Origin of the sequence: Streptomyces sp. NPDC005533 (assembly GCF_042871845.1) — a bacterium.
In the GTDB taxonomy this organism is placed as follows: domain Bacteria; phylum Actinomycetota; class Actinomycetes; order Streptomycetales; family Streptomycetaceae; genus Streptomyces.
The window spans coordinates 71,676-95,742 of record NZ_JBIAJH010000013.1 but is presented as its reverse complement, the minus strand read 5'-3'; the positions used below and the strand labels follow the sequence as shown (position 1 = coordinate 95,742).

The window sequence follows — 24,067 nt, the reverse complement described above, 5'->3', positions numbered from 1 at the left end:
CGTGCACAGGGCCCCGTACGAGAGACGTACGGGGCCCCGGTAAGGAGTGCGATGTCACATTGCGGTCCTACATGCCGGCGATCAGCTTCTCCACCCGGTCGTCCACCGACCGGAACGGGTCCTTGCACAGCACCGTCCGCTGCGCCTGATCATTGAGCTTCAGGTGCACCCAGTCGACCGTGAAGTCCCGCCGCTGCTCCTGCGCCCGGCGGATGAAGTCCCCGCGCAGCCGCGCCCTCGTCGTCTGCGGGGGCACCGACTTGCCCTCGAAGATCTTGAGGTCGTTGCAGATCCGCGCCGCCTGCCCCTTGCGCTCCAGCAGGTAGTAGAGCCCGCGCCGACGGTGGATGTCGTGATACGCGAGGTCTATCTGAGCCACCCGCGGATTCGACATGGTCATGTTGTGCTTGGCCCGGTACCGCTCGATCAGCTGGTACTTCATGACCCAGTCGATCTCGGTCCCGATCCGGTCCAGGTCCTCCGCGTCGATCGCGTCCAGCGTGCGGCCCCACAGCTCCAGCACCTGGTCCACCACACCGGTACGGATGCCCCGGCGCTCCGCGAAGTCCACCGCCTTGTCGTAGTACTCCCGCTGGATCTCCAGCGCCGAGGCCTCCCGCCCGCTCGCCAGGCGCACCTTGCGCTGACCGGTGATGTCGTGGCTCACCTCGCGGATCGCCCGGATCGGGTTCTCCAGGGTCAGGTCGCGCATCACCGTGCCCGCCTCGATCATGCGCAGCACCAGGTCGGTGGCCCCGACCTTGAGCAGCATGGTCGTCTCGGACATGTTCGAGTCACCCACGATGACGTGCAGCCGCCGGTAGCGCTCGGCGTCCGCGTGCGGCTCGTCCCGGGTGTTGATGATCGGCCGCGACCGGGTCGTGGCGGAACTGACACCCTCCCAGATGTGCTCGGCCCGCTGGCTCACGCAGTAGACCGCGCCCCGGGGCGTCTGCAGCACCTTGCCCGCGCCGCAGATCAGCTGCCGCGTGACGAGGAACGGAATGAGAATGTCCGCCAGGCGGGAGAATTCCCCGTGCCGGGCCACCAGGTAGTTCTCGTGGCAGCCGTACGAGTTGCCCGCCGAGTCGGTGTTGTTCTTGAAGAGATAGACGTCGCCCGCGATTCCCTCCTCGTGCAGGCGGCGTTCGGCGTCGACGAGCAGTCCTTCGAGAATGCGCTCGCCTGCTTTGTCGTGGGTGACCAGTTCGGTCACGTTGTCGCATTCGGGAGTTGCATATTCCGGATGCGAACCCACATCGAGGTACAGGCGGGCGCCGTTCCGCAGGAAGACATTGCTGCTGCGGCCCCATGACACGACACGGCGGAAGAGGTAGCGCGCCACTTCGTCAGGAGACAGTCGGCGCTGTCCCCTGAACGTGCACGTGACGCCGTACTCGTTCTCCAGCCCGAAAATGCGGCGGTCCATGACTGAACATTACGCCTTCTGCCCTCTTCTGAAACCGGGTTCGGGAGCGCCGTTTCGATCAGTTCCCGTCAGCGGGCCGATCCACGCCCCGATCACGGCCCGATCGGCCCATCCCGCTCCCCACCGATCAGGGCGCCGACGGCACCTGCGACGGCACGTCGCAGACACCCTCCGACAGGCCGTCAGACGAGGCCGCCACCGCGCGGCTCCGCCCACCACGGGCGAGCGCCCGCTGAGTGAGCATCAGAACCAGCAGCGCCGAGAAGCCCGCCACGCCCGCCACCCCGAAGCCCGCCGCGGTACCGCCCAGCTCCACCGCCGGCCCCGCCGCCGCCGTACCGATCGCCGCGCCCACCCCGAAGAACGTCACCAGCCACGAGAACGCCTCCGTCACCGTCCCCGCCGGGGCGTGCCGGTCCACCACGATGAACGCGCACGCCAGCGCCGGCGCCAGGAACACCCCCGACAACGCCGACAGCCCCGTCATCGCCACCGCACCCGGAACCAGCATCAGCGGCAGGTAGCAGACCGCCAGCAGACCCACCAGCAGCCGCAGCCGCCGCTCGGGCGCACCGGCCCACTGCCGCGCGCCGTAGAACACGCCACCGATCAGCGCGCCCAGCCCCAGCGCCGCCATCAGCCAGCCGTACACCGCCTGACCGCCGTGATCGTCCGCGTACGCCACGCCCGCCACCGTGATCGAACCCAGCGCCATGCCCACGAAGAAGAACGCGCCCAGCAGCGCCAGCAGCCCCCGCGAACGCAGCGCCCCCAGCCAGTGCGCCTCCCGCGGCTCCGAACGCCACTTCCGGGACGGCTCGCTGACCACCACGGACAGCGCGCCCAGCACACCGATCGCGTTCAGCGCCAGCAGCGCCCCCGCCGGCGACCACAGCGCCACGAACAGCGTCACCAGCAGCGGACCGACCGTGAACATGACCTCCTGGGCCACCGCGTCCATCGCGTACGCCGCGTGCACCTTCTCCTCGCGGCCCCCCAGGACGCCCGGCCACAGCGCCCGCAGCCCGCCCTCCAGGGGCGGCGTGAAGAGCCCCGCGACCACCACCGCGGCGTACGCGGCCACCGCCGACCCCGTGCCCGCCAGCGCCAGCCCCACCATGCCCAGCGCGGACAGCACCGCGGCCGGCAGCTGCACCCGCGGCTGCCCGAACAGGTCCACGGCCCGCCCCAGCAGCGGCTGACCCACCGCGTTCGCCAGCCCGTACGCGGCGGCCAACGCCCCCGCCAGGCTGTAGCTGCCGCCCTCGGCCCGCGTGAACAGCACGATCGCGATCGGCCCCGTGGCATTGGGCAGCCGCCCCACGAGCGTGCCCACCAGCAGCCTCGCGGCGTGCCGGGTCCGCAGCAGCTCCGCGTATCCCGCGGCCATGTCCGCCCCCTTCTGCCCGGATCCCGCCGGGAGTAGCGAAGTAATACGTATAACTTAACGCGTCATACGTACCATGGCCGCAGTCCACGGGTCCACCCCGCAGACCCCGCCCCCACCCCCCACCACCCCCTCTCCCACCCACGACCTCGCACTTCAGGAGCACCCTGTGACGAGACCCACCAGCCGCGACGTGGCCACCGCCGCCGGGGTCTCCCAGGCCACCGTCTCCCTCGTCCTCGGCGACAAATGGCCCGGCCGCGTCTCCGAACGCACCGCCACCCTCGTCCGCGAAACCGCCACCCGCCTCGGCTACCGCCCCAACCTCGCCGCCCGCAACCTCCGCCTCGGCTCCACCCGCACCGCCCTCCTCGTCGTCCCCGCCCTCACCAACGAGTTCTTCGCCCGCGTCTACACCGGCGCCGCCCGCGTCGCCGCCGAACACGGCTTCGGCGTCGTCCTCTACCCCTCCCCCGACGGCACCGGCCCCGCCCGCGACCCCTTCGCCTCCGCCCGCGCCGCCCTCGACGGAGTCATCGCCTCCTCCATGGCCGCCGACGCCCTCGACGCCATCGGCGGCAACACCCTCCCCCTCGTCATGCTCGACAGCGACCCCGCCGCCGGCACCGCCGCCGCCCACGTCAACCTCGCCATGGCCGACGGCATGCGCCAGATCACCGAACACCTCCTCGCGCTCGGCCACCGCCGCTACCTCCACCTCGCCTCCGCCGTCGACTCCTGGACCTTCGACATCCGCGCCGAAGCCCTGGCCGCCCTCCTGGGCCCCGACAACGAACTGCGCACCGTACGGTCCCCCCTCACCGTCGACGGCGCCCGCACGGCCGTGGAGACCGCCCTCGCCACCCCCCACGGCAGACCCACCGCCATCGTCTGCGACGACGACATCCTCGCCGCCGGCGCCTGCAAAGCCGCCCGCCGCCTCGGCCTGCGCATCCCCGAGGACCTCTCCGTCACCGGCTTCGACGACCTCGCCCTCGCCACCGCCGTCGAACCCGAACTCACCACCGTCCACCTCCCCGCCGAACGCGTCGGCGAACAAGGCATGACCGCCCTCCTCGCCGTCCTCGAAGGCACCGCCTGGACCGCCCCCGACCTTCCCGTCCGCCTCGTCGTCCGCGACTCCTCCGGCCCCGCCCCCACCCCCTGACCGCGCCCGGACCCGGACACGACGAAGCCCCGGCCCGCCGAGAACGGCGAACCGGGGCCCCGGCCGGCAAGGTCCTACTCGGCGTCGTCCTCCGGCGCCTCGTCGTTGGACACGGCATCGGCCTGCACCGCCGCCGTCACGTCCGCCTCCAGCAGTCGCGCCAGCTGCCGGCCCCGGATCCGCTTGAACTTGCGCTGCTGCGCCCGCGTACGGTCCAGCACCGCCACCTCCAGCCGCTCGGCCGGAATCGCCTTGTCCGCACCGTTCGCCTGACTGGACAGCGCCTGCACCGCCAGCTTCAACGCCTCCGACAGGGTCATCCCGTCCTGGTGACGCTGGTCCAGGAACGTACTGATCTGCTCGGCATTGCCACCGACCGCGACCGAACCGTGCTCGTCCACGATCGACCCGTCGTGCGGCAGCCGGTAGATCTGGTCACCGGCCGCGGTCGCACCGACCTCGGCGACGACCAGCTCCACCTCGTACGGCTTCTCACCCGCACTGGAGAAGATCGTGCCGAGCGTCTGCGCGTACACGTTCGCCAGCCCACGGGCCGTCACATCGTCACGGTCATAGGTGTACCCGCGCAGATCCGCGTACCGCACACCACCGATCCGCAGGTTCTCGTACTCGTTGTACTTGCCGGCGGCCGCGAAGCCGATCCGGTCATAGATCTCGCTGAACTTGTGCAGCGCACGCGACGGGTTCTCGCCGACGAACACGATGCCGTCGGCGTACTGCAGCACGACAAGGCTGCGACCGCGGGCGATGCCCTTCCGGGCGTATTCCGCCCGGTCGGCCATGGCCTGCTGGGGTGACACATAGAACGGAGTCGACACCGGCTGTCCGTCCCTTTCTTCTGGGCTCCTACGGGGCGACGGATGGTCAGAGCAGGGCGGCGCGCGGGCCGTCGGGCTGCTCCAGCCGACGATTGGTGACCGTACGGGCGAGCTCCTGCGACTCGTCGTCGGTCAGCCTGCGGAACCCCTCGTCCGTGATCACGGTGACGATCGGGTAGATGTGGCGGTACAGGTCCGGCCCACCCGTCGCCGAGTCGTCGTCGGCGGCGTCGTACAGCGCCTGGACGACCAGCGTGGTGGCCTGCTCCTCCGTCAGATCGGGGCGGAAGAGCTTCTTCATGGAGCCCCGGGCGAAGATCGAACCGGAACCGGTGGCGGCGTAACCGTGCTCCTCGGAGCGGCCGCCGGTCACGTCGTAGGAGAAGATCCGGCCCTTCTCCTTGGCCTCGTCGTACCCCGCGAACAGCGGCACGACGGCCAGCCCCTGCATGGCCATCCCCAGATTGCTCCGGATCATGGTGGAGAGCCGGTTGGCCTTGCCCTCCAGGGACAGGGTCGTCCCCTCCACCTTCTCGAAGTGCTCCAGCTCCAGCTGGAACAGCTTCACCATCTCCACGGCCAGGCCGGCCGTACCGGCGATGCCGACGGCGGAGTACTCGTCCGCCGGGAACACCTTCTCGATGTCCCGCTGCGCGATCATGTTCCCCATGGTCGCCCGCCGGTCACCGGCGAGGACGACCCCGCCGGGGAAGGTGGCGGCCACGATGGTCGTCCCGTGCGGCGCCTCGACGACACCCTCCGGCAGCCTGCGGTTGCCGGGCAGCATCTCGGGCGAGTGCGCGCCCAGGAAGTCCATGAAGGACGACGACCCCGGCGTCAGGAAGGCTGCCGGTAGACGCCCTGTGCTACGAGTGTTGGGTTCCACAGGTTTCCTTCCACGTAAGCGGCTGCACGCCGTATGACGTCCGGCCGATCCTTGAACTGCCCCAGGGCTGCGTTACAGCTGAAGCACAGTACGCCTCGGACCTTACCCGTCTGATGATCGTGATCAACGTGCTCGGCCGGAGCCATCTGACAGATCGCGCAGACCCCGCCCTGAGCAGCGATCATCTTGTCGCGCTCAGCCTCAGTGATGCCGTACGAACGCTTCAAGTGCCCAGCCCGGCCCTGGATGGCCCTGCACGCCTTGCACCGAGTGGATAAGCCGTCAGACGCCGACGCGTTCTTGTGCCAGTCGCTGTGCGGCTTGACCTCACCGCACTGACGACAGAGCTTGTGGCCGGACGGGACATCCACTTTCTCCTTGACGACCTTGCCTCTTGCAGCCTGGCGGCGCCGGTAGTGCGCGGCGCCGTACTCCGCCACGCACTCACGGCACCTCGGCTGAAGGCCGTCGCCACGATTTCGATCTAGGGCGAACCCGCTCAGCGGCACGTCCCGGCTGCAGCCGGGACACCACTTCGTTCCATTGGACATGGAGCCAATGCTGGCGAGTTCGCCTTAGATTCGAAGGCTATTCGCCGCCTTTTTGTACGAAACTCCGAACGAAATCCTCGGCATTTTCCTCAAGTACATCGTCAATCTCGTCAAGTACGGAGTCGACGTCGTCGGAGAGCTTTTCCTGGCGCTCCTTGAGGTCGGTCGATTCCTCGACCGCCGCCTCCTCGACCTCCTCGGTCGAGCGCGTCGCCTTCTGCTGTCCGCCGCCGGTGTCCTTGGTCGCCATGTCTACCTCACCCCGCTCGGTTCGCACGCTCACGTCGAGAGACCCCGGGATTCGGGATCTCTCAAGATCAGACCCTACGCCGGACCCTATAGGGAGGGTCCGACATTCGTCCCCGTACTTTCACAGTCCGGTTCTCTTCATGATTCCCGGACCGACCGCATTTCAGCCGCGTTCACTGCCCCGAAAGCACCCGCACCAGGTCCTCCGCCGTGCGGCAGCGGTCCAGGAGCTCCTTGACGTGGTTCCGGGTCCCCCGCAGGGGCTCCAGCGTCGGGACCCGCTGGAGCGAGTCCCGGCCGGGCAGGTCGAAGATCACCGAGTCCCAGGAGGCCGCGGCCACGTCGTCCGCGTACTGCTCCAGGCAGCGGCCGCGGAAGTAGGCCCGGGTGTCCTCCGGGGGCTTGCTCTGGGCCCGCTCCACGGCGGACTCCTCCACCAGTCGCTTCATCTTGCCCCGGGCCGCCAGACGGTTGTACAGGCCCTTCTCGGGCCGTACGTCCGAGTACTGGAGGTCGACCAGGTGCAGCCGCGCCGCGTCCCAGCCCAGCCCGTCCCGGCGCCGGTAGCCCTCCAGGATCTCCTTCTTGGCGATCCAGTCGAGCTCCCCCGACAGGCTCATCGGGTCGCTCTCCAGCCGGCCCAGCACGTCCTCCCAGCGGACCAGCACGTCCTTGGTCTGCTCGTCCGCGTCGGAGCCGAAACGCTCCTCCACGTACTTGCGGGCCAGCTCGAAGTACTCCATCTGGAGTTGCACCGCGGTGAGTGTCCGGCCGCTGCGCAGCGTGATGAGGTGCTTGAGGTCGGGGTCGTGGGAGACCTGGTGGAGGGTGCGTACGGGCTGGTCGACGGCGAGGTCGACGTTGATGAACCCGTCTTCGATCATGGACAGGACAAGTGCGGTCGTGCCGAGCTTCAGGTACGTGGAGATCTCGGAGAGGTTCGCGTCGCCGATGATCACGTGCAGCCGGCGGTACTTCTCCGCGTCGGAGTGCGGCTCGTCGCGGGTGTTGATGATGGGCCGCTTGAGGGTGGTCTCCAGGCCGACCTCGACCTCGAAGTAGTCCGCTCGCTGGCTGATCTGGAAGCCGTCCTCGCGGCCGTCCTGGCCGATGCCGACGCGGCCGGCGCCGGTCACGACCTGGCGGGAGACGAAGAAGGGGGTCAGGTGGCGCACGATCTCCGAGAAGGGGGTCTCCCGCTTCATCAGGTAGTTCTCGTGCGTGCCGTAGGAGGCGCCCTTGTTGTCGGTGTTGTTCTTGTAGAGGTGGATCGGCTGGGCGCCGGGCAGCTGGGCCGCCCGTACGGCGGCCTCGGCCATGATCCGCTCGCCGGCCTTGTCCCAGAGCACGGCGTCGAGCGGGTTGGTGATCTCCGGCGAGCTGTATTCGGGGTGCGCGTGGTCGACGTAGAGCCGTGCGCCGTTGGTGAGGATGACGTTGGCGAGGCCGATGTCCTCGTCGGTCAGCTGGCTGTTGTCGGCGGCCTCGCGGGCGAGGTCGAAGCCGCGGGCGTCCCGCAGCGGATTCTCCTCCTCGAAGTCCCAGCGGGCGCGTCGCGCCCGGTGCATCGCCGCCGCGTAGGCGTTGACGATCTGGGACGAGGTGAGCATGGCATTGGCGTTCGGGTGCCCCGGGACGGAGATCCCGTACTCCGTCTCGATCCCCATTACTCGCCGTACGGTCATGCGGCCCTCCTTGCCCGGCGGCGCTCCCCTTCGGGAGCGGCGCTCAAGTACCGCTGGTGCTCCGGTGCGTGTGCCTGTGCGGTGCCCGTCCCCGCACTGCGCGTCCGGCGGTACGGAAGAGCCTAGAACCACTGCGCGCTCGTGGGGAGATCATTTCCGTCATTGAATCCGCCCTTTCACCGGCTGAAAAGCGGCCGGTAAAGCGGTCGGGTAAAGCAGTCGGCTGCGGATGCCCGGGGCGGGCATCCGCAGCCGCTCCGCTTCAGAGGTACTGACCGGTGTTCGCCACCGTGTCGATGGAGCGTCCGGTGTCCGCGCCTTGCTTTCCGGTGACGAGGGTGCGGATGAATACGATCCGCTCTCCCTTCTTTCCGGAGATTCGGGCCCAGTCGTCCGGGTTGGTGGTGTTGGGCAGGTCCTCGTTCTCCTTGAACTCGTCCACGCACGCCTGGAGGAGGTGGGAGACCCGGAGGCCCTTCTGGTTGTGCTCGAGGAAGGCCTTGATCGCCATCTTCTTCGCACGGTCCACGATGTTCTGGATCATCGCGCCCGAGTTGAAGTCCTTGAAGTAGAGGACTTCCTTGTCGCCGTTGGCGTACGTGACCTCGAGGAAGCGGTTCTCCTCGGTTTCGGCGTACATCTGCTCGACGACGGTCTGGATCATGCTGTGGACGGTGCCGTCCTTGGAGCCCTGGTGCTCGGACAGGTCGTCCGTGTGCAGGGGCAGCGAGGCCTTGAGGTACTTCGCGAAGATGTCCTTCGCGGCCTCGGCGTCCGGGCGCTCGATCTTGATCTTCACGTCGAGGCGGCCGGGGCGCAGGATGGCGGGGTCGATCATGTCCTCGCGGTTGGAGGCGCCGATGACGATGACGTTCTCCAGGCCTTCCACGCCGTCGATCTCGGCGAGCAGCTGGGGGACGATGGTGTTCTCCACGTCCGAGCTGACTCCGGATCCGCGGGTGCGGAAGAGGGATTCCATCTCGTCGAAGAAGACGATGACGGGGGTGCCCTCGCTCGCCTTCTCCCGGGCACGCTGGAAGACGAGGCGGATGTGCCGCTCGGTCTCGCCGACGTACTTGTTGAGGAGTTCGGGGCCCTTGATGTTCAGGAAGTAGGACTTCCCGGCGGGCTGGCCGGTCACCTCGGCGACCTTCTTGGCAAGGGAGTTGGCGACGGCCTTGGCGATGAGCGTCTTGCCGCAGCCGGGCGGGCCGTAGAGCAGGATGCCCTTCGGGGGCCGCAGTTCGTGTTCCTTGAACAGGTCCGGGTAGAGGTACGGGAGCTCGACCGCGTCGCGGATCAGCTCGATCTGGTCGCCCAGGCCGCCGATCTTGTCGTAGTCGATGTCGGGGACCTCTTCGAGGACGAGTTCTTCGACCTCGCTCTTGGGGACGACCTCGTAGACGTAGCCGGAGCGGGGTTCGAGCAGGAGGGCGTCGCCGGGGCGGATGGTGATGTCCAGGAGCGGCTCGGCGAGCCTCACCACCCTCTCCTCGTCGGTGTGCCCGACGACCAGGGCGCGCTCGCCGTCCTCGAGGATCTCCTTGAGGGTGACGATGTCCCCGGCCCGCTCGAATTCCATGGCCTCGACCACGTTGAGGGCCTCGTTGAGCATGACCTCCTGGCCGCGCCGGAGGTCTTCCGGGTCGACGCTGGGGCTGACGTTCACGCGGAGCTTTCGGCCTCCGGTGAAGATGTCGACGGTGCCGTCCTCGTTGGCCTGCAGGAAGACACCGAAGCCGGCCGGCGGCTGGGCGAGCCGGTCGACTTCCTCCTTGAGGGCCACGATCTGGTCCCGGGCCTCACGGAGGGTATTCGCGAGTCGTTCGTTCTGTGCGGATACGCCGGCAAGATTTGTCTGCAGCTCGACGATCCGCTCTTCGAGAATCCTCGTGTGTCGCGGAGAGTCGGCGAGCTTACGTCGCAGGACGGCGATTTCCTGCTCGAGATAGGCAACCTGGCCGGCGGGGTCCTCAGACCCTCGCCCGGGCCGGATGCCGCGGTTGATGTCGTCGTCGTGGGCTGCCACGGTCCTCACCTCCTCCAAGGGGAGCTGGACGCTTCCTGACCCTACCTGGGCTGGTGGTGATTGAAACCCCTAGATCACAAAGACGGTAGAGGTGTGTCCGATCTTCACCCTTGCGTACTCCCTCACGCCAAGGAAATACCCACCCATCAAACTCGGGAAGCGGCCGGTTGTAAGGTCGAACTGTTCAACACCCGTCAGGGCCCGCGCGACTTGCTGCGGGTTGTGACCGGGATGGATCACTCAGCGCAGGGAACGGCAGGAGATATGACCGTGCAGCACGAGGCTCCGACGGGCGCGGCCGGTGAGGCCGGCGAGCCGCTTGAGGTCTGGATCGACCAGGACCTGTGTACCGGGGACGGCATCTGTGCGCAGTACGCGCCGGAGGTGTTCGAGCTGGACATCGATGGTCTGGCGTACGTGAAGAGCCCTGAGGACGAGCTGCTGCAGGACGCGGGGGCGACCACTCCGGTTCCGTTGACGCTGCTCCAGGACGTGGTCGACTCGGCGAAGGAATGCCCGGGGGACTGTATTCACGTAAGGCGCGTTTCGGACAGGGTGGAAGTGTTCGGTCCTGACGCCGAGTGACGTTTCAAACACTCCTGGCGGCTGAGTCCGTCAGCTCCTGGCGGAATTTTCCGTCGCTCCAGCGCCACTTGGCGAGCTGCTTCGTGTCGGGGCAGCAGCGCGGTACGGCGGGGGCGGAGTAGCCGAGGAGGGTGGCGGTGACGACGCGGTCGCGCACGGTGAGTTCCGTGGCGGTCTGTCGTTTTCCGGTGTCGAGGAGGGTGGCGACGACGCGGGGGCGGGCGCCTTCGGTGCGGTCCTGGGTGAGGACGTAGATCGCGTGGGGCGGGGTGCCGGAGCCGGCTGCGCAGCGGACGGCGGCGACGGTCTCGGGGCGGGCGTCGCCGTCGAGGTCGCCCTGGGCGGTGGCGGTGACGGTCTGGGGGGCGCCGTTGCAGTCGAGGGGGTAGGTGGCGGCTGCGGCGTCGGGAGCGGCGGCCTGGGGGCCGTTCGCGGTGGGGCCCGGCGTGGCGGCAGGGGTGCCGGTGGCCGGCTGTACGAGTCCCGCTGTGGCTATGACGGCGGCCATGGCGGTGGCCGTGGCGAGCCAGTGGAGGGGCCTGGCCATGCTGTGCGCCAGGGTGTCCGGGATCGGCGTCAGCTCGGCGGGGCTGTGCAGCACGCGGGGTGTCTCCTGTGCGAAGGGTGACGGGGAGCCAGCATCGTGCCATACCTCACACGGGGGTGGAACGGCTGGGTCCGGTCCGGTGTGTTCCCGGACGGGACGGGGGTCGGCACCCGGACAACGAAAAGGCGCTGTGGCGCAGTTCCCGGTCGGTCCGGGGAACTGCGCCACAGCGCCGTCGTGTTGGGTCGGCGGTGCGGTGACGCGGAGCGGTCAGGCGGAGCGGTCGCTGCCGGGGCCGTCGTAGTCCTCGCCGTAGGCGCCCTTGGCCGGGCGGCGGCGGCGCATGGGCGGCTCGACGCCGTCGGCGAGGCGGCGGGCGGTGACGAGGAAGCCGGTGTGGCCGATCATGCGGTGGTCCGGGCGGACGGCCAGGCCCTCGACGTGCCAGTTGCGGATCATCGATTCCCAGGGCTGCGGCTCGGCGAAGCAGCCGATCTCGCGGATGGACTCGACGGTCTTGGACAGCTGGGTGGTGGTGGCCACGTAGCAGCAGAGGATGCCGCCGGGAACGAGTGCCTTGGAGACGGCCTCGAGGCACTCCCAGGGGGCGAGCATGTCGAGGATGACGCGGTCGACGTCGGTGTCGGACAGGTTGTCCTGGAGGTCGCCGACGGTCAGCTGCCAGGCCGGGTGGGGGCCGCCGAAGTAGCGTTCCACGTTGGCGGTGGCGATCTCGGCGAAGTCCGCGCGGCGCTCGTAGCTGTGGAGCATGCCCTGGTCGCCGATGGCGCGCAGCAGGAAGCTGCTCAGGGAGCCGGAGCCGACGCCCGCTTCCACGACGCGGGCGCCGGGGAAGATGTCGGCGAAGGCCAGGATCTGGCCGGCGTCCTTGGGGTAGACCACGGCGGCGCCGCGGGGCATGGACAGGACATAGTCGGGGAGCAGGGGACGCAGCGCGAGGTAGGCGACGTTGCCCGTGGTACGGACAACACTGCCCTCGGGGGCACCGATCAGCTCGTCGTGGGGGAAGGAACCCTTGTGGGTGTGGAAATTCTTCCCGGCTTCGAGCGTGAACGTGTAGTGGCGGCCCTTGGGGTCGGTGAGCTGAACCTGGTCCCCGACCTCGAAGGGCCCGCGTCGGCGGGCGGCACCGGTCGGTTCGGACATGTGACCAGTGTATTGGCTTCAGGACTGGGGCCGTGCCATGGCCTTCACGAAGGCCTTTTCGACGTCGAGGGTGGACAGGACGCCGTAGATGGTGCCGCCGGGTTCGAGGACGAGGTACTCGCTCGCGGGGGTGGCGCGGAGGCGGTCGAGGAGTTCCTCGCCGGTGAGTTCCGCGGAAACCTTCATGCCGTCGGTGAGGTCCTGGGCGAGGGTGCTGACGGCGACCCAGGGGCGGCGGTGTTCGGGGACGGAGGCGATGGCGCTCTCGCGGACGATGGCGGTGGGGTCGCCTTGGCCGTCGACGACGACGAGGGCGCGGGCGCCGGCTTCGTTGGCGCGGCGGAGGGCTTCGGAGAGGGGGGTGGCGTTCTCGACGGGGATGGCGCGTCGGGTGAGGGTGCGGGCGCGCAGTTCGGGCAGGTGTGCGCGCAGGCGGGCCATGCGCAGGCTGTTGCCCGCTCCGGTCCAGATGATGGCGGCGAGGATGGCGGCGAGCAGGGCGTCCATGACGGTGTTCATGCCGCCGATCTCCTGGGTGCGGTTGCCGAGGAGTCCGGTGTGGGTGAGCAGGGGCAGGCCGAGGAGGACGGCGACGGCGAGGCCGCGGCCGACCCAGGCGGCGGCGACGGTGCCGGCCATGGGCTTGCCGGTGATGCCCCAGATGACGGCGCGGAGCATGCGGCCGCCGTCGAGGGGGAGGCCGGGGAGCAGGTTGAAGGCGGCGACGAGGAGGTTGGAGATCATCAGGCCGGCGAGGAGGACGCCGGGGACGCTGGCCGGTTCGACGGCTTTCATGCCGAGGTAGAAGGCGCCGGCGAGGAGGAGGGAGAGGAGGGGGCCGACGAACGCGAGGACGAATTCGCGGCCGGGGGTCTCGGATTCCTTCTCGATCTCGGAGACTCCGCCGAAGAACTGGAGCTGGATGCGGCGCACGGGGAGTTTGAAGCGGAGGGCGGCGACGGTGTGCGCGAGTTCGTGGACGAGGACGGAGGCGTAGAAGGCGACGGCGAAGAAGAGGGAGACGAGGTAGCGGACGGGTCCGAGGTCGGGCAGGATGCGGTCGAGCTGGTCGCCGAAGACCCAGGTGATGAGGGCGGCGACGAGGAACCAGCTGGGCGAGACGTAGACGGGTACGCCGAAGGGGCGGCCCATGAGGAGTCCGCCGCCCGGTCCTGAGCGCCGGCCCGCGCGCTCGCCGGTCTCGTCGGTGTCTGCCACGGCTGTCCTTCGTTCCTCGGGGTTCCCCGGAGGGAGTTCCGGGGATCGGTGTTTCCAGTGTGGTCCGCAGTGCGTAAGCGGGCTGTGATGCTCCGATCATGCAGTGCGAGGGGGGCCGGAGTCGATGGTATGCGCGTGCTGTCGGTGGCGGGTCGTAGGGTTTTGTCCATGACGACGAGCCCCGGTGCTGTGCCAGGCGCAGCCGATGCCGTGACGCCGAGTGCGGTGGCGCCCGCTTCGCTCTCCCCTTCGCGGGCGAGCGATTTCATGCAGTGCCCCCTGCTGTACCGGTTTCGGGTGATCGACAAGCTGCCGGAGAAGCCCAGTGCTGCGGCTACCCGCGGGACGTTGGTGCATGCGGTGCTGGAGCGGTTGTTTGATCATCCGGCGCCGGAGCGGACGGCTCCGCGGGCGAAGGCGCTGGTGCCGGGGCAGTGGGACCGGTTGCTGGAGGCGAAGCCGGAGCTGACGGAGCTGTTCCCGGAGGGTGATGAGGGGGCGGGGCTGGCGCGGTGGCTGACGGAGGCGGAGGCGCTGGTCGAGCGCTGGTTCACGTTGGAGGACCCGACGCGGCTGGAGCCGGTGGAGCGGGAGTTCTTCGTGGAGACGGAGCTGGAGTCGGGTCTTCGGCTGCGGGGGATCATCGACCGGGTGGACGTGGCGCCGACGGGTGAGGTGCGGATCGTCGACTACAAGACGGGCAAGGCGCCGCGGCCGGAGTACGCCGAGGGTGCGCTGTTCCAGATGAAGTTCTACGCGCTGGTGGTGTGGCGGCTGAAGCAGGTGGTGCCGCGGCGGCTACAGCTGGTGTATTTGGGCAGTGGTGACGTGTTGACGTACGACCCGGTGGTGGCGGACCTGGAGCGGGTGGAGCGCAAGCTGCTCGCGCTGTGGGAGGCGATCCGGGAGGCGACGGAGTCGGGTGAGTGGCGGCCGCGGCCGACGAAGCTGTGCGGCTGGTGTGATCATCAGGCGGTGTGTCCGGAGTTCGGGGGGACTCCCCCGCCGTATCCGCTGGCGATCGTGCCCCGGCCGGGGTCGGAACGCCCGGCGCCGTCATGATCGTCGGATCAGGGCAGAATGGACGGGCCCGCCGTAGCCGTCCGACGAATACGAGGTAGACCCCGTGGCCATCCGCGTCCTGCTGGTCGACGACCAGCCACTTCTGCGCACCGGCTTCCGGATGATCCTGGAGGCCGAGGAGGACCTGGCGGTGGTGGGTGAGGCCGGGGACGGTCTGCAGGCGCTGGACCAGGTGCGGGCGTTGCAGCCCGACGTGGTGCTGATGGACATCCGGATGCCGCGGATGGACGGGGTGGAGGCGACCCGGCAGATCACCGGTCCGGGCCGGGACGGTCCGGCGAAGGTGCTGGTGCTGACCACGTTCGATCTGGACGAGTACGTGGTGGAGGCGCTGCGGGCGGGGGCGAGCGGGTTCCTGCTGAAGGACGCGCCGGCGGCGGAGCTGGTGCAGGCGATCCGGGTGGTGGCGGGCGGTGAGGCGATGCTCGCGCCGAGCATCACGCGGCGGCTGCTGGACAAGTACGCGGGGCATCTGCCGTCGGGTGAGGAGAGCGTCCCGGACACGCTGGGGACGTTGACCGAGCGTGAGGTCGAGGTGCTGAAGCTGGTGGCCCGGGGGCTGTCGAACGCGGAGATCGCGGCGGACCTGTTCGTGAGCGAGACGACGGTCAAGACGCATGTGGGGCACGTGCTGACGAAGCTGGGGCTGCGCGACCGGGTGCAGGCGGCCGTGTACGCGTACGAGAGCGGTCTGGTGCGTCCCGGCGCCCAGTAGGGCCGCGGGGTGGCGGAACGGGCCGGCAGCCGCGTGGTGCGGCTGCCGGCCCGTCGTGCGTGGCCCGGTCGGGTCAGCCCTTGCTGATCTCCCAGAAGCGGAAGACGGTGGAGGCGTCGAGGGACCACTGGAGGCCGTTCACGTTCTGGCGGGTGACGGCGTACTGCTTGCCCTGCCAGAGCGGGAGGATCGGGAGCTCGTCGGCGACGATGTCCTGGAGCCGGTTGTAGTCGGTGTTGGCCGCGGTGCGGTCGGACTTCGCGGAGGTCGACGGGATGATGGTCCCGGTGATCTCCTTGTTGTCGTAGTTGTTGCGCAGGACGTTGTCCGGGCCGAAGAACGGCTGCGTGAAGTTGTCGGCGTCCGGGTAGTCGGGGACCCAGCCCTTCACGTAGATGCCGTACTTGCCGTCCTGGATGTCCTTCTCGTACTGCTCGAACTCGACGGACTTGACGTCGGCGTCGAACAGGCCGCTCTCGTTGAGCTGCTTGGCGATGACCTCGAACTGCTGGTCCGTGGAGGGGCCGTAGCGGGAGGGGGTCGAGTACAGGGTGAGCTTGACCTTGCCGGTGATGTTGGCGGCCTTGAGGACGGCCTTGGCCTTCTCGGGCTGGGGGGTGCCGCCGTAGCGGTCGAAGAAGGGGGTCGTGTGGCCGGCGATGCCGGTCGGCACGATGGAGTAGAGCGCGGTGGCGGTGCCCGCGTACACGTCGCGGACGAGGGCCTCGCGGTCCACGAGGTAGGCGATGGCCTTGCGGACGGGCAGCTTGCCGACGACGGGGTCGTTGACGTTGAAGACCATGTGCTCGACCTCGGCGCCGGTGCCCTGGACGACGTCGACCTTGTTGTCGCCGGTCTTGGTCGAGGCGAGGGCGGCGATGTCCTTGGCGGCGAGGCCGCGGAACGCGAAGTCCACGTCGCCGCTCTCCAGGACCTTCTTGAGGCCGCTCTGGTCGCCGTTGAAGAACTTCAGCGTGACGCCGGTGTTCTTGGCCTTGGCCTTGCCGCTGTAGGACTCGTTGACGGAGAAGGTGGCGCTCTTCTCGTTGAACGAGTCGAGCTTGTAGACGCCGGAGCCGATCGCCTTGTTGTCCGTACGCAGCTTGTCCGCCGGGTACTCGCTGTGGTCGACGATGGAGCCCGCACCGGAGGCGATCTTGCTCGGGAAGGTCGCGTCGGAGGTCTTGAGGCGGAAGACGACGGTCTTGTCGTCGGGGGCGTCGATGCCGGCGATCGACGCGAGCATCACGGCGGGGCCGTTCTCGTCGTTGATCTTCAGCGTGCGCTCGAAGGAGAACTTGACGTCCTTCGCGGTGAGGCTGTGGCCGTTGCTGAACTTCAGGCCCTCGCGCAGGGTGCACTTGTAGAGCTTGCTGTCGCCGCCCTCGAAGGCGCAGGACTGCGCGGCGTCGGGCTCGGGCGTGGTGCCGCCCTTGGGGAAGCTCAGCAGCGACTGGAAGACGTTGTTGAAGAGCAGCCAGGAGCCCGGGTCGTAGCCCGCGGCGGGGTCGGTGGACTTCACCTTGTCGGATATGCCCATGACCACGCCCTTGCCGCTGCCGGCATTGGAGCCATCGGTCGAACCGCAACCGCTGAGCAGCGCGGCGGCGGTGGCTGCGCCGAGCGGAGCCGCCAGCCACTGGTTACGTCGATTCACGCGAACGTCCTTCACAGTCGAACTGTTTCGTTGCCCGGCTCGCGACACCCGCTGCCGGTCGTTGCCTTGCTCAGCCGCTTACGCCGCGGCCGAGCTCCCACAGCTGGAGGTCGGAGATGGCGTTGACCGACCACTCCACTCCGGTGATCCCGTCGCGTGCGGCGACGTACTGCTTGCCCTGCCACAGGGGCAGGACGGGCACGTCCTCGGCGACGATGTCCTGTATCTCCGTGATCGCGGGAACGGCGACGCCTCGGTCGGCCGCGCGCCGCGATTCGGGGATGAGCCTGGTGCGCACCGTGTTGTTGGCGTACGGCGTGCCCAGGAAGTTGTCCTGCTCCAGGAACGGGGCGAGGAAGTTGTCGGCGTCCGCGTAGTCGGGGAACCAGCCGAGCCCGTAGGCGGCGTGGTCGCCCTTCTTCTGCGCGGGGCGGAAGTCGGCCCACTCGCTGCCCTGGACGGTGATGTCGAAGAGCTGGGTGGAGTTGAGCTGGGCCTTGAGGGCCTCGAACTCGGCGGCCGTGCCGTCGCCGTAGTGGTCGTTGGTGTAGTGCAGCGTCAGCTTGACCGGGGTCTTGATCCCGGCGTCCTTCAGCAGCGCGGCGGCCTTGGCCGTGTTGGCCTCGCCGTACTTGTTGTAGAAGGAGTTGACGTGGCCGGTCACGGTGGTGGGGACCAGCGAGTAGAGCGGCTGCGCGGACTTGCCGTAGACCTTGGAGATCAGTGCGCCGCGGTCGACGGCGGCGGCGAGCGCCTGGCGCACGGCCTTGTCCTTGACGACGGGCGCCTCGGTGTTGAAGCCGATGTAGCGGATCTCCAGGCCGGGCATCGGGACGAGCTTGACGCCCTTGGGCGGCTGCGCGGAGAACTGCGTGATCTGGGCGGGCGACAGGGTGCGGGAGACCATGTGGATCTTCCCGTCGGTGAGCGCCTTGCCCATGGCCGGGGAGTCGGCGAACGTGCGCAGTTCGACCTTGTCGTTCTGCAGCTTGAGGTCGCCCTTGTAGTGCGGGTTCTTGGTGAAGACGGCGCGGACCAGCTGGTTGCCCTTGACCTCGGCCTTCATCGTGTACGGGCCGGAGCCGTCCACGGCGAAGCCCTCGCGGAGCTTCTTGGCGTCGTAGTTCTTCTCGCTGACGATGCCGGCGGCGGGGGTGGAGAGCTTGAACGGGAAGGTCGCGTCCGGGGTCTTCAGGTGGAAGACGACGGTGTCGGCGCCCTTGACCTCGACGTTGTCGAGGGTGGAGAGCAGCGAGGACGGGCCGTTCTCGTCCTTGATGGCGAGGACGCGGTCGAGGGAGAACTTGACGTCCTTGGCGGTGAGCGGCTCGCCGTCGGCGAACTTCAGCCCGGGGCGCAGGGTGCAGCGGTAGCTCTCGTTGCCGGCGTCGGTGAAGCGGCAGGAGGAGGCCGCTTCGGGGACGGGCTGGCCGCCGCCGCGGGGGGTGTGCATCAGCGTCTGGACGGTCTGGCGCAGGACGTTCCAGGCGCCGGCGTCGTAGGCGTAGGCCGGGTCGAAGGGGGCGGGAGCGAAGTCTGCGGCCTCGAACCGGTCGGTGGTGCCGACGACGATCGCTCCGGATCCTGCTCCTCCGCCGCTCGCGCTGCCGCATGCGGCGAGCACGGGGGTGAGCAGTCCGGCCGCGGCCGTCAGCACCAAGGTCTTGCGGTTCATGCTGGAAGTACTCCCTGTAACCGGCACTTGCTCAAAGCGGCATAAAGGGCACTTCGCGGCGGTCGCCCGTTCAGGGCGGAACGATCGGGCCGGTGTAGTGACGATCGGTCCACGCGGTCCCGGCACAGGGGTGTGCGTCCGGGACGGCAGAGGTGCGGCGTAGTGCCCGCGCTGACACTAGTGGCCCGGGACGGGATGGCTGGAACTGGCCGGACTTGGGGTGTAATCGCACCGTGATGGGAGCGAACTGCCTGTTCATGCGCAGGGGGGCGCAGATTCGGTCAGGGACTGATCAATCCGGACACAAGGGAAGGTGCAGGGGGCCTCGGACAGGCCCATGGGGGGGTTGACGGGTGACCAAGCTCACTCTGAGCAACCGTCCGAGATGGGATGGAATTTCAGCCTCCGGGGCCTGCGACGGAAGATCCTTCCGCTGGACCTCGATCCCACAGGCGTTCCGTTCGGTACGGAGCGTGCTCAGGGCGTGCCGGTCCGTATCGGGGGGCAGCCGTGCGTGCCGATGTTGCCGTGGGTAACAGGGGGTGGTGCCGGGAGCGGCGGGCGCCGGCCCGGTTCGCCCGCCCGGCTCCCCCGCTCCGCTCACCCGTCCGGTCCTCGGCTCAGTTCATCGGCGCGATGAGGGAGCGCAGGAACGCCAGGTCCACGTCCTCCAGCGAGCGCACGACCGTACGCCCGGGAGCCGGTTCGATCACGCCCACCGAGGGGATCGCCACGACCCGGCAGCCGGCGGCCTCGGCGGCCGCCACCCCGGTCCTGGTGTCCTCGATGACCGCGCAGCGCGAGGGGTGGGCGCCCAGCGTCCGCGCCGCGAACAGGTACGGGTCGGGGTGCGGCTTGGTACGGGCGACCTCGTCCCCGGCGACCGTCATCGTGAAGCGGTCGCGGCCCAGGGTGAGCAGGACGCGGTCGATGACCCGGCGGTGCGAGGCGGAGACGAGGGCGGTGGGCACGTTGTGCCGGGCCAGCTCGGCGAGCAGCCGCTCGGCGCCGGGCATCAGCGGCACCCGGTCCGCGATGCGGGCCTCGAAGCGCTCGTTGAGCAGCACGCTCAGCTCGGCGAGGCCGATGGCGGCGCCGGTCGCCTCGATCAGGAAGGTCGCGCTGCGACTCATCGGGCCGCCGACGACCACGTCCCGCCATGCGTCCTCCAGCCGGTGGCCGAGCTCCTGGAAGATCTCCGCCTCGATCTCCCACCAGAAGCCCTCGGTGTCCACCAGGGTGCCGTCCATGTCGAGCAGCACCGCCTGCAGGGCCGAACCGTCGGCCGTACGGGCGACGGGGGCGGGAATGGTGCTCGTCATGCGCGTACCTCTCGAAGGGACGAGAAGGCCGGTCACCTCTTCCCGCGGGGCATTCCCCTGGGAACAGGCGACCGGCCTGTATGGGACCGACAAGTGTACGTCGGTTGACCTCAGCGTGCGTTGAAATACTTCGCTTCGGGGTGGTGAATCACGATCGCGTCCGTGGACTGCTCCGGATGGAGCTGGAACTCCTCCGACAGGTGGACGCCGATCCGCTCCGGCTGCAGGAGGTCCGCGATCTTGGCGCGGTCCTCCAGGTCGGGGCAGGCACCGTAACCGAGCGAGAAGCGGGCGCCGCGGTACTTGAGGTCGAACATGTCCTCGACCTGGGCCGGGTCCTCGCCGCCGAAGCCGAGCTCGGCGCGGACGCGGGCGTGCCAGTACTCGGCCATGGCCTCGGCGAGCTGGACGGAGAGGCCGTGCAGCTCGAGGTACTCGCGGTAGGAGTCGGACTCGAAGAGCTTGGCTGTGGCCTCGCCGATCTTCGAGCCGACGGTGACCACCTGGAGGCCGACGACGTCGGTCTCGCCGGACTCCTCCGGGCGGAAGAAGTCGGCCAGGCACAGCCGGCGGCCGCGGCGCTGGCGCGGGAAGGTGAAGCGGGTCCGCTCGTTGCCGTCGTCATCGAGGATGATCAGGTCGTCGCCCTTGGAGACGCAGGGGAAGTAGCCGTAGACGACGGCCGCCTCCAGCAGGTTCTCGGTGTGCAGCTTCTCCAGGAGGCCGCGCAGCCGCGGGCGGCCCTCGCTCTCGACGAGCTCCTCGTACGTGGCCCCGCCCGCACGGGCCTGCTTGAGGCCCCACTGGCCCTTGAAGAGGGCGCCCTCGTCGAGCCAGGAGGCGTAGTCCTTGAGCGGGATGCCCTTCACCACGCGGGTGCCCCAGAAGGGCGGGGTGGGCACCGGGTTGTCGACGGACACGTCCGAGCGGCCGCCCGGCTCCTCGGGCTCCTCCACCTGGAGGGCGGGCGTGTCGCGCTTGGCGACGCGGCGCTGCTTGAGCTCGGGCAGGGTCGCGCCGGGCACGCCGCGCTTGACGGCGATGAGGGCGTCCATGAGGCGCAGGCCTTCGAAGGCGTCGCGGGCGTAGCGGACCTCGCCCTCGTAGATCTCGTGGAGGTCCTGTTCGACGTAGGCGCGGGTGAGGGCGGCGCCGCCGAGGATCACCGGGTAGTCGGCGGCCAGCTTGCGCTGGTTGAGCTCCTGAAGGTTCTCCTTCATGATCACGGTGGACTTCACCAGCAGACCCGACATGCCGATCACGTCGGCCTTGTGTTCCTGCGCGGCTTCCAGGATCGCGGAGACCGGCTGCTTGATACCGATGTTGACGACGTTGTAGCCGTTGTTCGTCAAGATGATGTCGACAAGGTTCTTCCCGATGTCGTGGACGTCCCCGCGGACGGTGGCCAGGACGATGGTGCCCTTGCCCTCGTCGTCGGTCTTCTCCATGTGCGGCTCCAGATAGGCCACCGCCGTCTTCATCACCTCCGCCGACTGCAGCACGAACGGCAGCTGCATCTGCCCCGACCCGAACAGCTCACCGACGACCTTCATGCCCTCCAGCAGGGTGTCGTTGACGATGTCCAGGGCCGGCCGGGTCTCCAGCGCCTCGTCGAGGTCGGCCTCCAAGCCGTTCTTCTCCCCGTCGATGATCCGCCGCTGCAACCGCTCGTCCAACGGCAGCGCGAGAAGCTCCTCGGCCCGCCCGGCCTTCAGCGACTTGGTGTTGACGCCCTCGAACAGGGCCATCAGCTTCTGCAGCGGGTCGTAGCCCTCACCACGCCGGTCGTAGATCAGATCCAGGGCGGTGGTGACCTGCTCCTCGTCGAACCGGGCGATCGGCAGGATCTTGGAGGCGTGCACGATCGCCGAGTCCAGACCGGCCTTCACACACTCGTCCAGGAACACCGAGTTCAGCAGCACCCGCGCCGCCGGATTCAGACCGAAGGAGATGTTGGACAGGCCGAGGGTGGTCTGGACGTCGGGGTGGCGGCGCTTGAGCTCGCGGATCGCCTCGATCGTGGCGATGCCGTCGCCCCGCGACTCCTCCTGACCGGTGCAGATCGTGAAGGTCAAGGTGTCGATGAGGATGTCCGACTCACGGATCCCCCAGTTCCCCGTCAGGTCCTCGATCAGGCGCTCGGCGATGGCCACCTTGTGCTCGACGGTGCGGGCCTGACCCTCCTCGTCGATGGTCAGCGCGATCAACGCCGCACCGTGCTCCTGGGCCAGCCGGGTGACCTTCGCGAAACGGGACTCGGGACCGTCACCGTCCTCGTAGTTCACCGAGTTGATGACCGCACGCCCACCCAGCTTCTCCAGACCCGCCCGGATCACGGGAACCTCGGTCGAGTCCAACACGATCGGCAACGTGGAGGCAGTCGCGAAACGACCCGCGAGTTCCTCCATGTCCGCGACCCCGTCGCGGCCCACATAGTCGACACACAGGTCGAGCATGTGCGCGCCCTCACGGATCTGGTCCCGCGCCATCTCCACACAGTCGTCCCAGCGCCCCTCCAGCATCGCCTCACGGAACTTCTTCGACCCGTTCGCGTTCGTCCGCTCACCGATCGCCATGTAGGAGGTGTCCTGACGGAACGGCACCGTCTGGTAGAGGGAGGCGGCGCCCGGCTCGGGCTGCGGATCGCGCGGGACGACCGCCGTGCCGCGGACCCGCTCCACCACCTGCCGCAGATGCTCCGGCGTCGTACCACAGCAGCCACCCACCAGGGACAGCCCGTACTCGCGGACGAAGGTTTCCTGGGCGTCCGCCAGCTCGGGGGCGGTCAGCGGGTAGTGCGCGCCCTGCTTGGTCAGGACGGGCAGGCCGGCGTTGGGCATGCAGGACAGCGGGATCCGGGCGTTGCGCGCCAGATAGCGCAGGTGCTCGCTCATCTCGGCGGGACCGGTGGCGCAGTTCAGCCCGATCATGTCGATGCCCAGCGGCTCCAACGCCGTCAGCGCCGCACCGATCTCCGAACCCAGGAGCATCGTGCCGGTGGTCTCCACCGTCACCGAGCAGATCAGCGGCACACTCACCCCCAGCGCCTCCATCGCCCGGCGGGCACCGATGATGGAGGACTTCGTCTGGAGGAGGTCCTGGGTGGTCTCCACCAGCAGCGCATCTGCACCGCCGGTGATCAGACCCTCGGCGTTGATCTGGTAGGCGTCACGGATCTGGCCGTAGGCGATGTGGCCCAGGGTGGGCAGCTTCGTGCCGGGGCCCATGGAGCCGAGCACCCAACGCTGCTGCCCGGTGTCCGCGGTGAACTCGTCGGCGACCTCGCGGGCGATCCGCGCACCCGCCTCGGACAGCTCGAAGTTGCGCTCGGCGATGTCGTACTCGGCCAGCGCCGCATAGTTCGTACCGAACGTGTTCGTCTCGACGCAGTCCACACCCACCGAGAAGTACGCCTCGTGCACCGAACGCACGATGTCGGGACGGGTGACGTTCAAGACCTCGTTGCAGCCCTCCAGCTGCTGGAAGTCCTCCATCGTGGGGTCCTGCGCCTGGAGCATCGTTCCCATGGCCCCGTCGGCGACGACCACACGGGTCGCGAGCGCCTCTCGCAGGGCATCGGCCCGGGTCTGGGTGTCGGCGGGCGGGTTGGGCAACGAAGCCATGGTTGTGCTCCCTGGGATGCGACGGCTGTCGGCTTTGCACCCCCTCTGTGTCAAGGGTGCACGTCGTCAGCGTAACCGCGAGGCACCTGCCCCGGTGCGGGTGTCCCACGTGGCGGACTGCATTCTGTGGCGGGGGTTGCCAAGGGTGTCCCGGCGACGGTACGGCGAACAGTTCCCCCTCGTGCGCAAGGTCGACATCGACCGATACTGTTCAGCATTGTCGAACCGCATCAAGATGGTCAGTAATGACAG

19 protein-coding genes are annotated in these 24,067 nt (G+C 68.8%); 4 read left to right on the top strand and 15 right to left on the bottom strand.

Features of this window, described 5'->3' with window-relative positions; all coding sequences use genetic code 11:
* Positions 1 to 67: 67 nt before the first annotated feature.
* Both pafA and ACFYP3_RS15775 read right to left on the bottom strand, forming a co-directional pair.
* Entirely contained in the window at positions 68 to 1,429 is a 1,362-nt protein-coding gene (gene pafA, locus ACFYP3_RS15780; RefSeq protein ID WP_030016332.1) for a Pup--protein ligase, read from the bottom strand.
* 127 nt (positions 1,430 to 1,556) lie between these two features.
* A complete protein-coding gene (locus ACFYP3_RS15775) occupies positions 1,557 to 2,819 on the bottom strand; it encodes an MFS transporter (protein WP_388831931.1) in 1,263 nt (420 codons plus the stop codon).
* A 166-nt stretch (positions 2,820 to 2,985) separates the two neighbouring features.
* Between ACFYP3_RS15775 and ACFYP3_RS15770 the strand changes: the two genes are divergently transcribed.
* Positions 2,986 to 3,984, top strand: coding sequence for a LacI family DNA-binding transcriptional regulator (locus tag ACFYP3_RS15770; protein WP_388831929.1), 999 nt, complete (start codon positions 2,986 to 2,988; stop codon positions 3,982 to 3,984).
* 74 nt (positions 3,985 to 4,058) lie between these two features.
* Here ACFYP3_RS15770 and prcA read toward each other — a convergent pair whose 3' ends face one another.
* The 6 genes from prcA to arc form a co-directional block, all read right to left on the bottom strand.
* A complete protein-coding gene (prcA, locus tag ACFYP3_RS15765) occupies positions 4,059 to 4,823 on the bottom strand; it encodes a proteasome subunit alpha (RefSeq protein ID WP_388831927.1) in 765 nt (254 codons plus the stop codon).
* A 46-nt stretch (positions 4,824 to 4,869) separates the two neighbouring features.
* Positions 4,870 to 5,709 (bottom strand): proteasome subunit beta, encoded by an 840-nt coding sequence (gene prcB, locus ACFYP3_RS15760; RefSeq protein ID WP_327734672.1) that lies wholly within the window; start codon positions 5,707 to 5,709, stop codon positions 4,870 to 4,872.
* Positions 5,661 to 6,260 carry an endonuclease VII domain-containing protein gene (locus ACFYP3_RS15755; protein WP_388831925.1) on the bottom strand — a complete coding sequence of 200 codons (600 nt, stop codon included), beginning with the start codon at positions 6,258 to 6,260 and terminating at the stop codon, positions 5,661 to 5,663. The genes prcB and ACFYP3_RS15755 overlap by 49 nt, the downstream gene beginning before the upstream one ends.
* Before the next feature lie 37 nt (positions 6,261 to 6,297).
* Entirely contained in the window at positions 6,298 to 6,510 is a 213-nt protein-coding gene (locus tag ACFYP3_RS15750; protein WP_030233608.1) for a ubiquitin-like protein Pup, read from the bottom strand.
* 172 nt (positions 6,511 to 6,682) lie between these two features.
* On the bottom strand, positions 6,683 to 8,194 hold the full coding sequence (gene dop, locus ACFYP3_RS15745; protein ID WP_388831923.1) for a depupylase/deamidase Dop: 1,512 nt from the start codon (positions 8,192 to 8,194) through the stop codon (positions 6,683 to 6,685).
* A 262-nt stretch (positions 8,195 to 8,456) separates the two neighbouring features.
* A complete protein-coding gene (arc, locus tag ACFYP3_RS15740; protein WP_319730019.1) occupies positions 8,457 to 10,223 on the bottom strand; it encodes a proteasome ATPase in 1,767 nt (588 codons plus the stop codon).
* Between the two features lie 264 nt (positions 10,224 to 10,487).
* Between arc and ACFYP3_RS15735 the strand changes: the two genes are divergently transcribed.
* Entirely contained in the window at positions 10,488 to 10,808 is a 321-nt protein-coding gene (locus tag ACFYP3_RS15735) for a ferredoxin (protein WP_030722847.1), read from the top strand.
* A gap of 4 nt (positions 10,809 to 10,812) precedes the next feature.
* Here the strand turns inward: ACFYP3_RS15735 and ACFYP3_RS15730 are convergent, their stop codons facing one another.
* From ACFYP3_RS15730 to ACFYP3_RS15720, 3 genes are all read right to left on the bottom strand, one after another.
* The gene (locus ACFYP3_RS15730; RefSeq protein ID WP_388832198.1) at positions 10,813 to 11,355 is read right to left on the bottom strand and encodes a hypothetical protein; all 543 of its coding nucleotides are present in this window, start codon (positions 11,353 to 11,355) and stop codon (positions 10,813 to 10,815) included.
* A gap of 270 nt (positions 11,356 to 11,625) precedes the next feature.
* Complete coding sequence (locus ACFYP3_RS15725; RefSeq protein WP_030016358.1) at positions 11,626 to 12,522, bottom strand: tRNA (adenine-N1)-methyltransferase; 897 nt, start codon at positions 12,520 to 12,522, stop codon at positions 11,626 to 11,628.
* 18 nt (positions 12,523 to 12,540) lie between these two features.
* Positions 12,541 to 13,674: a site-2 protease family protein gene (locus ACFYP3_RS15720; RefSeq protein WP_388832195.1), complete on the bottom strand. Its 1,134-nt coding sequence runs from the start codon at positions 13,672 to 13,674 to the stop codon at positions 12,541 to 12,543.
* Between the two features lie 234 nt (positions 13,675 to 13,908).
* Between ACFYP3_RS15720 and ACFYP3_RS15715 the strand changes: the two genes are divergently transcribed.
* Together ACFYP3_RS15715 and ACFYP3_RS15710 are read left to right on the top strand one after the other, a co-directional pair.
* Positions 13,909 to 14,802 carry a RecB family exonuclease gene (locus ACFYP3_RS15715; RefSeq protein WP_388831920.1) on the top strand — a complete coding sequence of 298 codons (894 nt, stop codon included), beginning with the start codon at positions 13,909 to 13,911 and terminating at the stop codon, positions 14,800 to 14,802.
* Positions 14,803 to 14,866: 64 nt separating this feature from the next.
* The gene (locus tag ACFYP3_RS15710) at positions 14,867 to 15,538 is read left to right on the top strand and encodes a response regulator transcription factor (RefSeq protein WP_030722859.1); all 672 of its coding nucleotides are present in this window, start codon (positions 14,867 to 14,869) and stop codon (positions 15,536 to 15,538) included.
* A 73-nt stretch (positions 15,539 to 15,611) separates the two neighbouring features.
* On the opposite strand, the gene ACFYP3_RS15705 is transcribed toward ACFYP3_RS15710, so the two are convergent.
* From ACFYP3_RS15705 to metH, 4 genes are all read right to left on the bottom strand, one after another.
* Positions 15,612 to 17,195 carry an ABC transporter substrate-binding protein gene (locus ACFYP3_RS15705; protein WP_388831918.1) on the bottom strand — a complete coding sequence of 528 codons (1,584 nt, stop codon included), beginning with the start codon at positions 17,193 to 17,195 and terminating at the stop codon, positions 15,612 to 15,614.
* 70 nt (positions 17,196 to 17,265) lie between these two features.
* On the bottom strand, positions 17,266 to 18,870 hold the full coding sequence (locus ACFYP3_RS15700; RefSeq protein ID WP_388831916.1) for an ABC transporter substrate-binding protein: 1,605 nt from the start codon (positions 18,868 to 18,870) through the stop codon (positions 17,266 to 17,268).
* Between the two features lie 620 nt (positions 18,871 to 19,490).
* Entirely contained in the window at positions 19,491 to 20,192 is a 702-nt protein-coding gene (locus ACFYP3_RS15695) for an HAD family hydrolase (RefSeq protein WP_388831914.1), read from the bottom strand.
* A gap of 110 nt (positions 20,193 to 20,302) precedes the next feature.
* A complete protein-coding gene (gene metH, locus ACFYP3_RS15690; RefSeq protein ID WP_388831912.1) occupies positions 20,303 to 23,815 on the bottom strand; it encodes a methionine synthase in 3,513 nt (1,170 codons plus the stop codon).
* Positions 23,816 to 24,067: the final 252 nt, after the last annotated feature.

Excerpts from the sequence above, each read along its gene's own strand:
- ACFYP3_RS15700 (WP_388831916.1), bottom strand. The coding sequence starts at position 18,870 with ATGAACCGCAAGACCTTGGTGCTGACGGCCGCGGCCGGACTGCTCACC.
- ACFYP3_RS15725 (WP_030016358.1), bottom strand. The coding sequence starts at position 12,522 with ATGTCCGAACCGACCGGTGCCGCCCGCCGACGCGGGCCCTTCGAGGTC.
- metH (WP_388831912.1), bottom strand. The coding sequence starts at position 23,815 with ATGGCTTCGTTGCCCAACCCGCCCGCCGACACCCAGACCCGGGCCGAT.
- ACFYP3_RS15720 (WP_388832195.1), bottom strand. The coding sequence starts at position 13,674 with ATGGGCCGCCCCTTCGGCGTACCCGTCTACGTCTCGCCCAGCTGGTTC.
- ACFYP3_RS15735 (WP_030722847.1), top strand. The coding sequence starts at position 10,488 with ATGACCGTGCAGCACGAGGCTCCGACGGGCGCGGCCGGTGAGGCCGGC.
- ACFYP3_RS15695 (WP_388831914.1), bottom strand. The coding sequence starts at position 20,192 with ATGACGAGCACCATTCCCGCCCCCGTCGCCCGTACGGCCGACGGTTCG.
- ACFYP3_RS15730 (WP_388832198.1), bottom strand. The coding sequence starts at position 11,355 with ATGGCCAGGCCCCTCCACTGGCTCGCCACGGCCACCGCCATGGCCGCC.
- dop (WP_388831923.1), bottom strand. The coding sequence starts at position 8,194 with ATGACCGTACGGCGAGTAATGGGGATCGAGACGGAGTACGGGATCTCC.
- ACFYP3_RS15755 (WP_388831925.1), bottom strand. The coding sequence starts at position 6,260 with ATGTCCAATGGAACGAAGTGGTGTCCCGGCTGCAGCCGGGACGTGCCG.
- ACFYP3_RS15750 (WP_030233608.1), bottom strand. The coding sequence starts at position 6,510 with ATGGCGACCAAGGACACCGGCGGCGGACAGCAGAAGGCGACGCGCTCG.
- pafA (WP_030016332.1), bottom strand. The coding sequence starts at position 1,429 with ATGGACCGCCGCATTTTCGGGCTGGAGAACGAGTACGGCGTCACGTGC.
- ACFYP3_RS15775 (WP_388831931.1), bottom strand. The coding sequence starts at position 2,819 with ATGGCCGCGGGATACGCGGAGCTGCTGCGGACCCGGCACGCCGCGAGG.
- ACFYP3_RS15715 (WP_388831920.1), top strand. The coding sequence starts at position 13,909 with ATGACGACGAGCCCCGGTGCTGTGCCAGGCGCAGCCGATGCCGTGACG.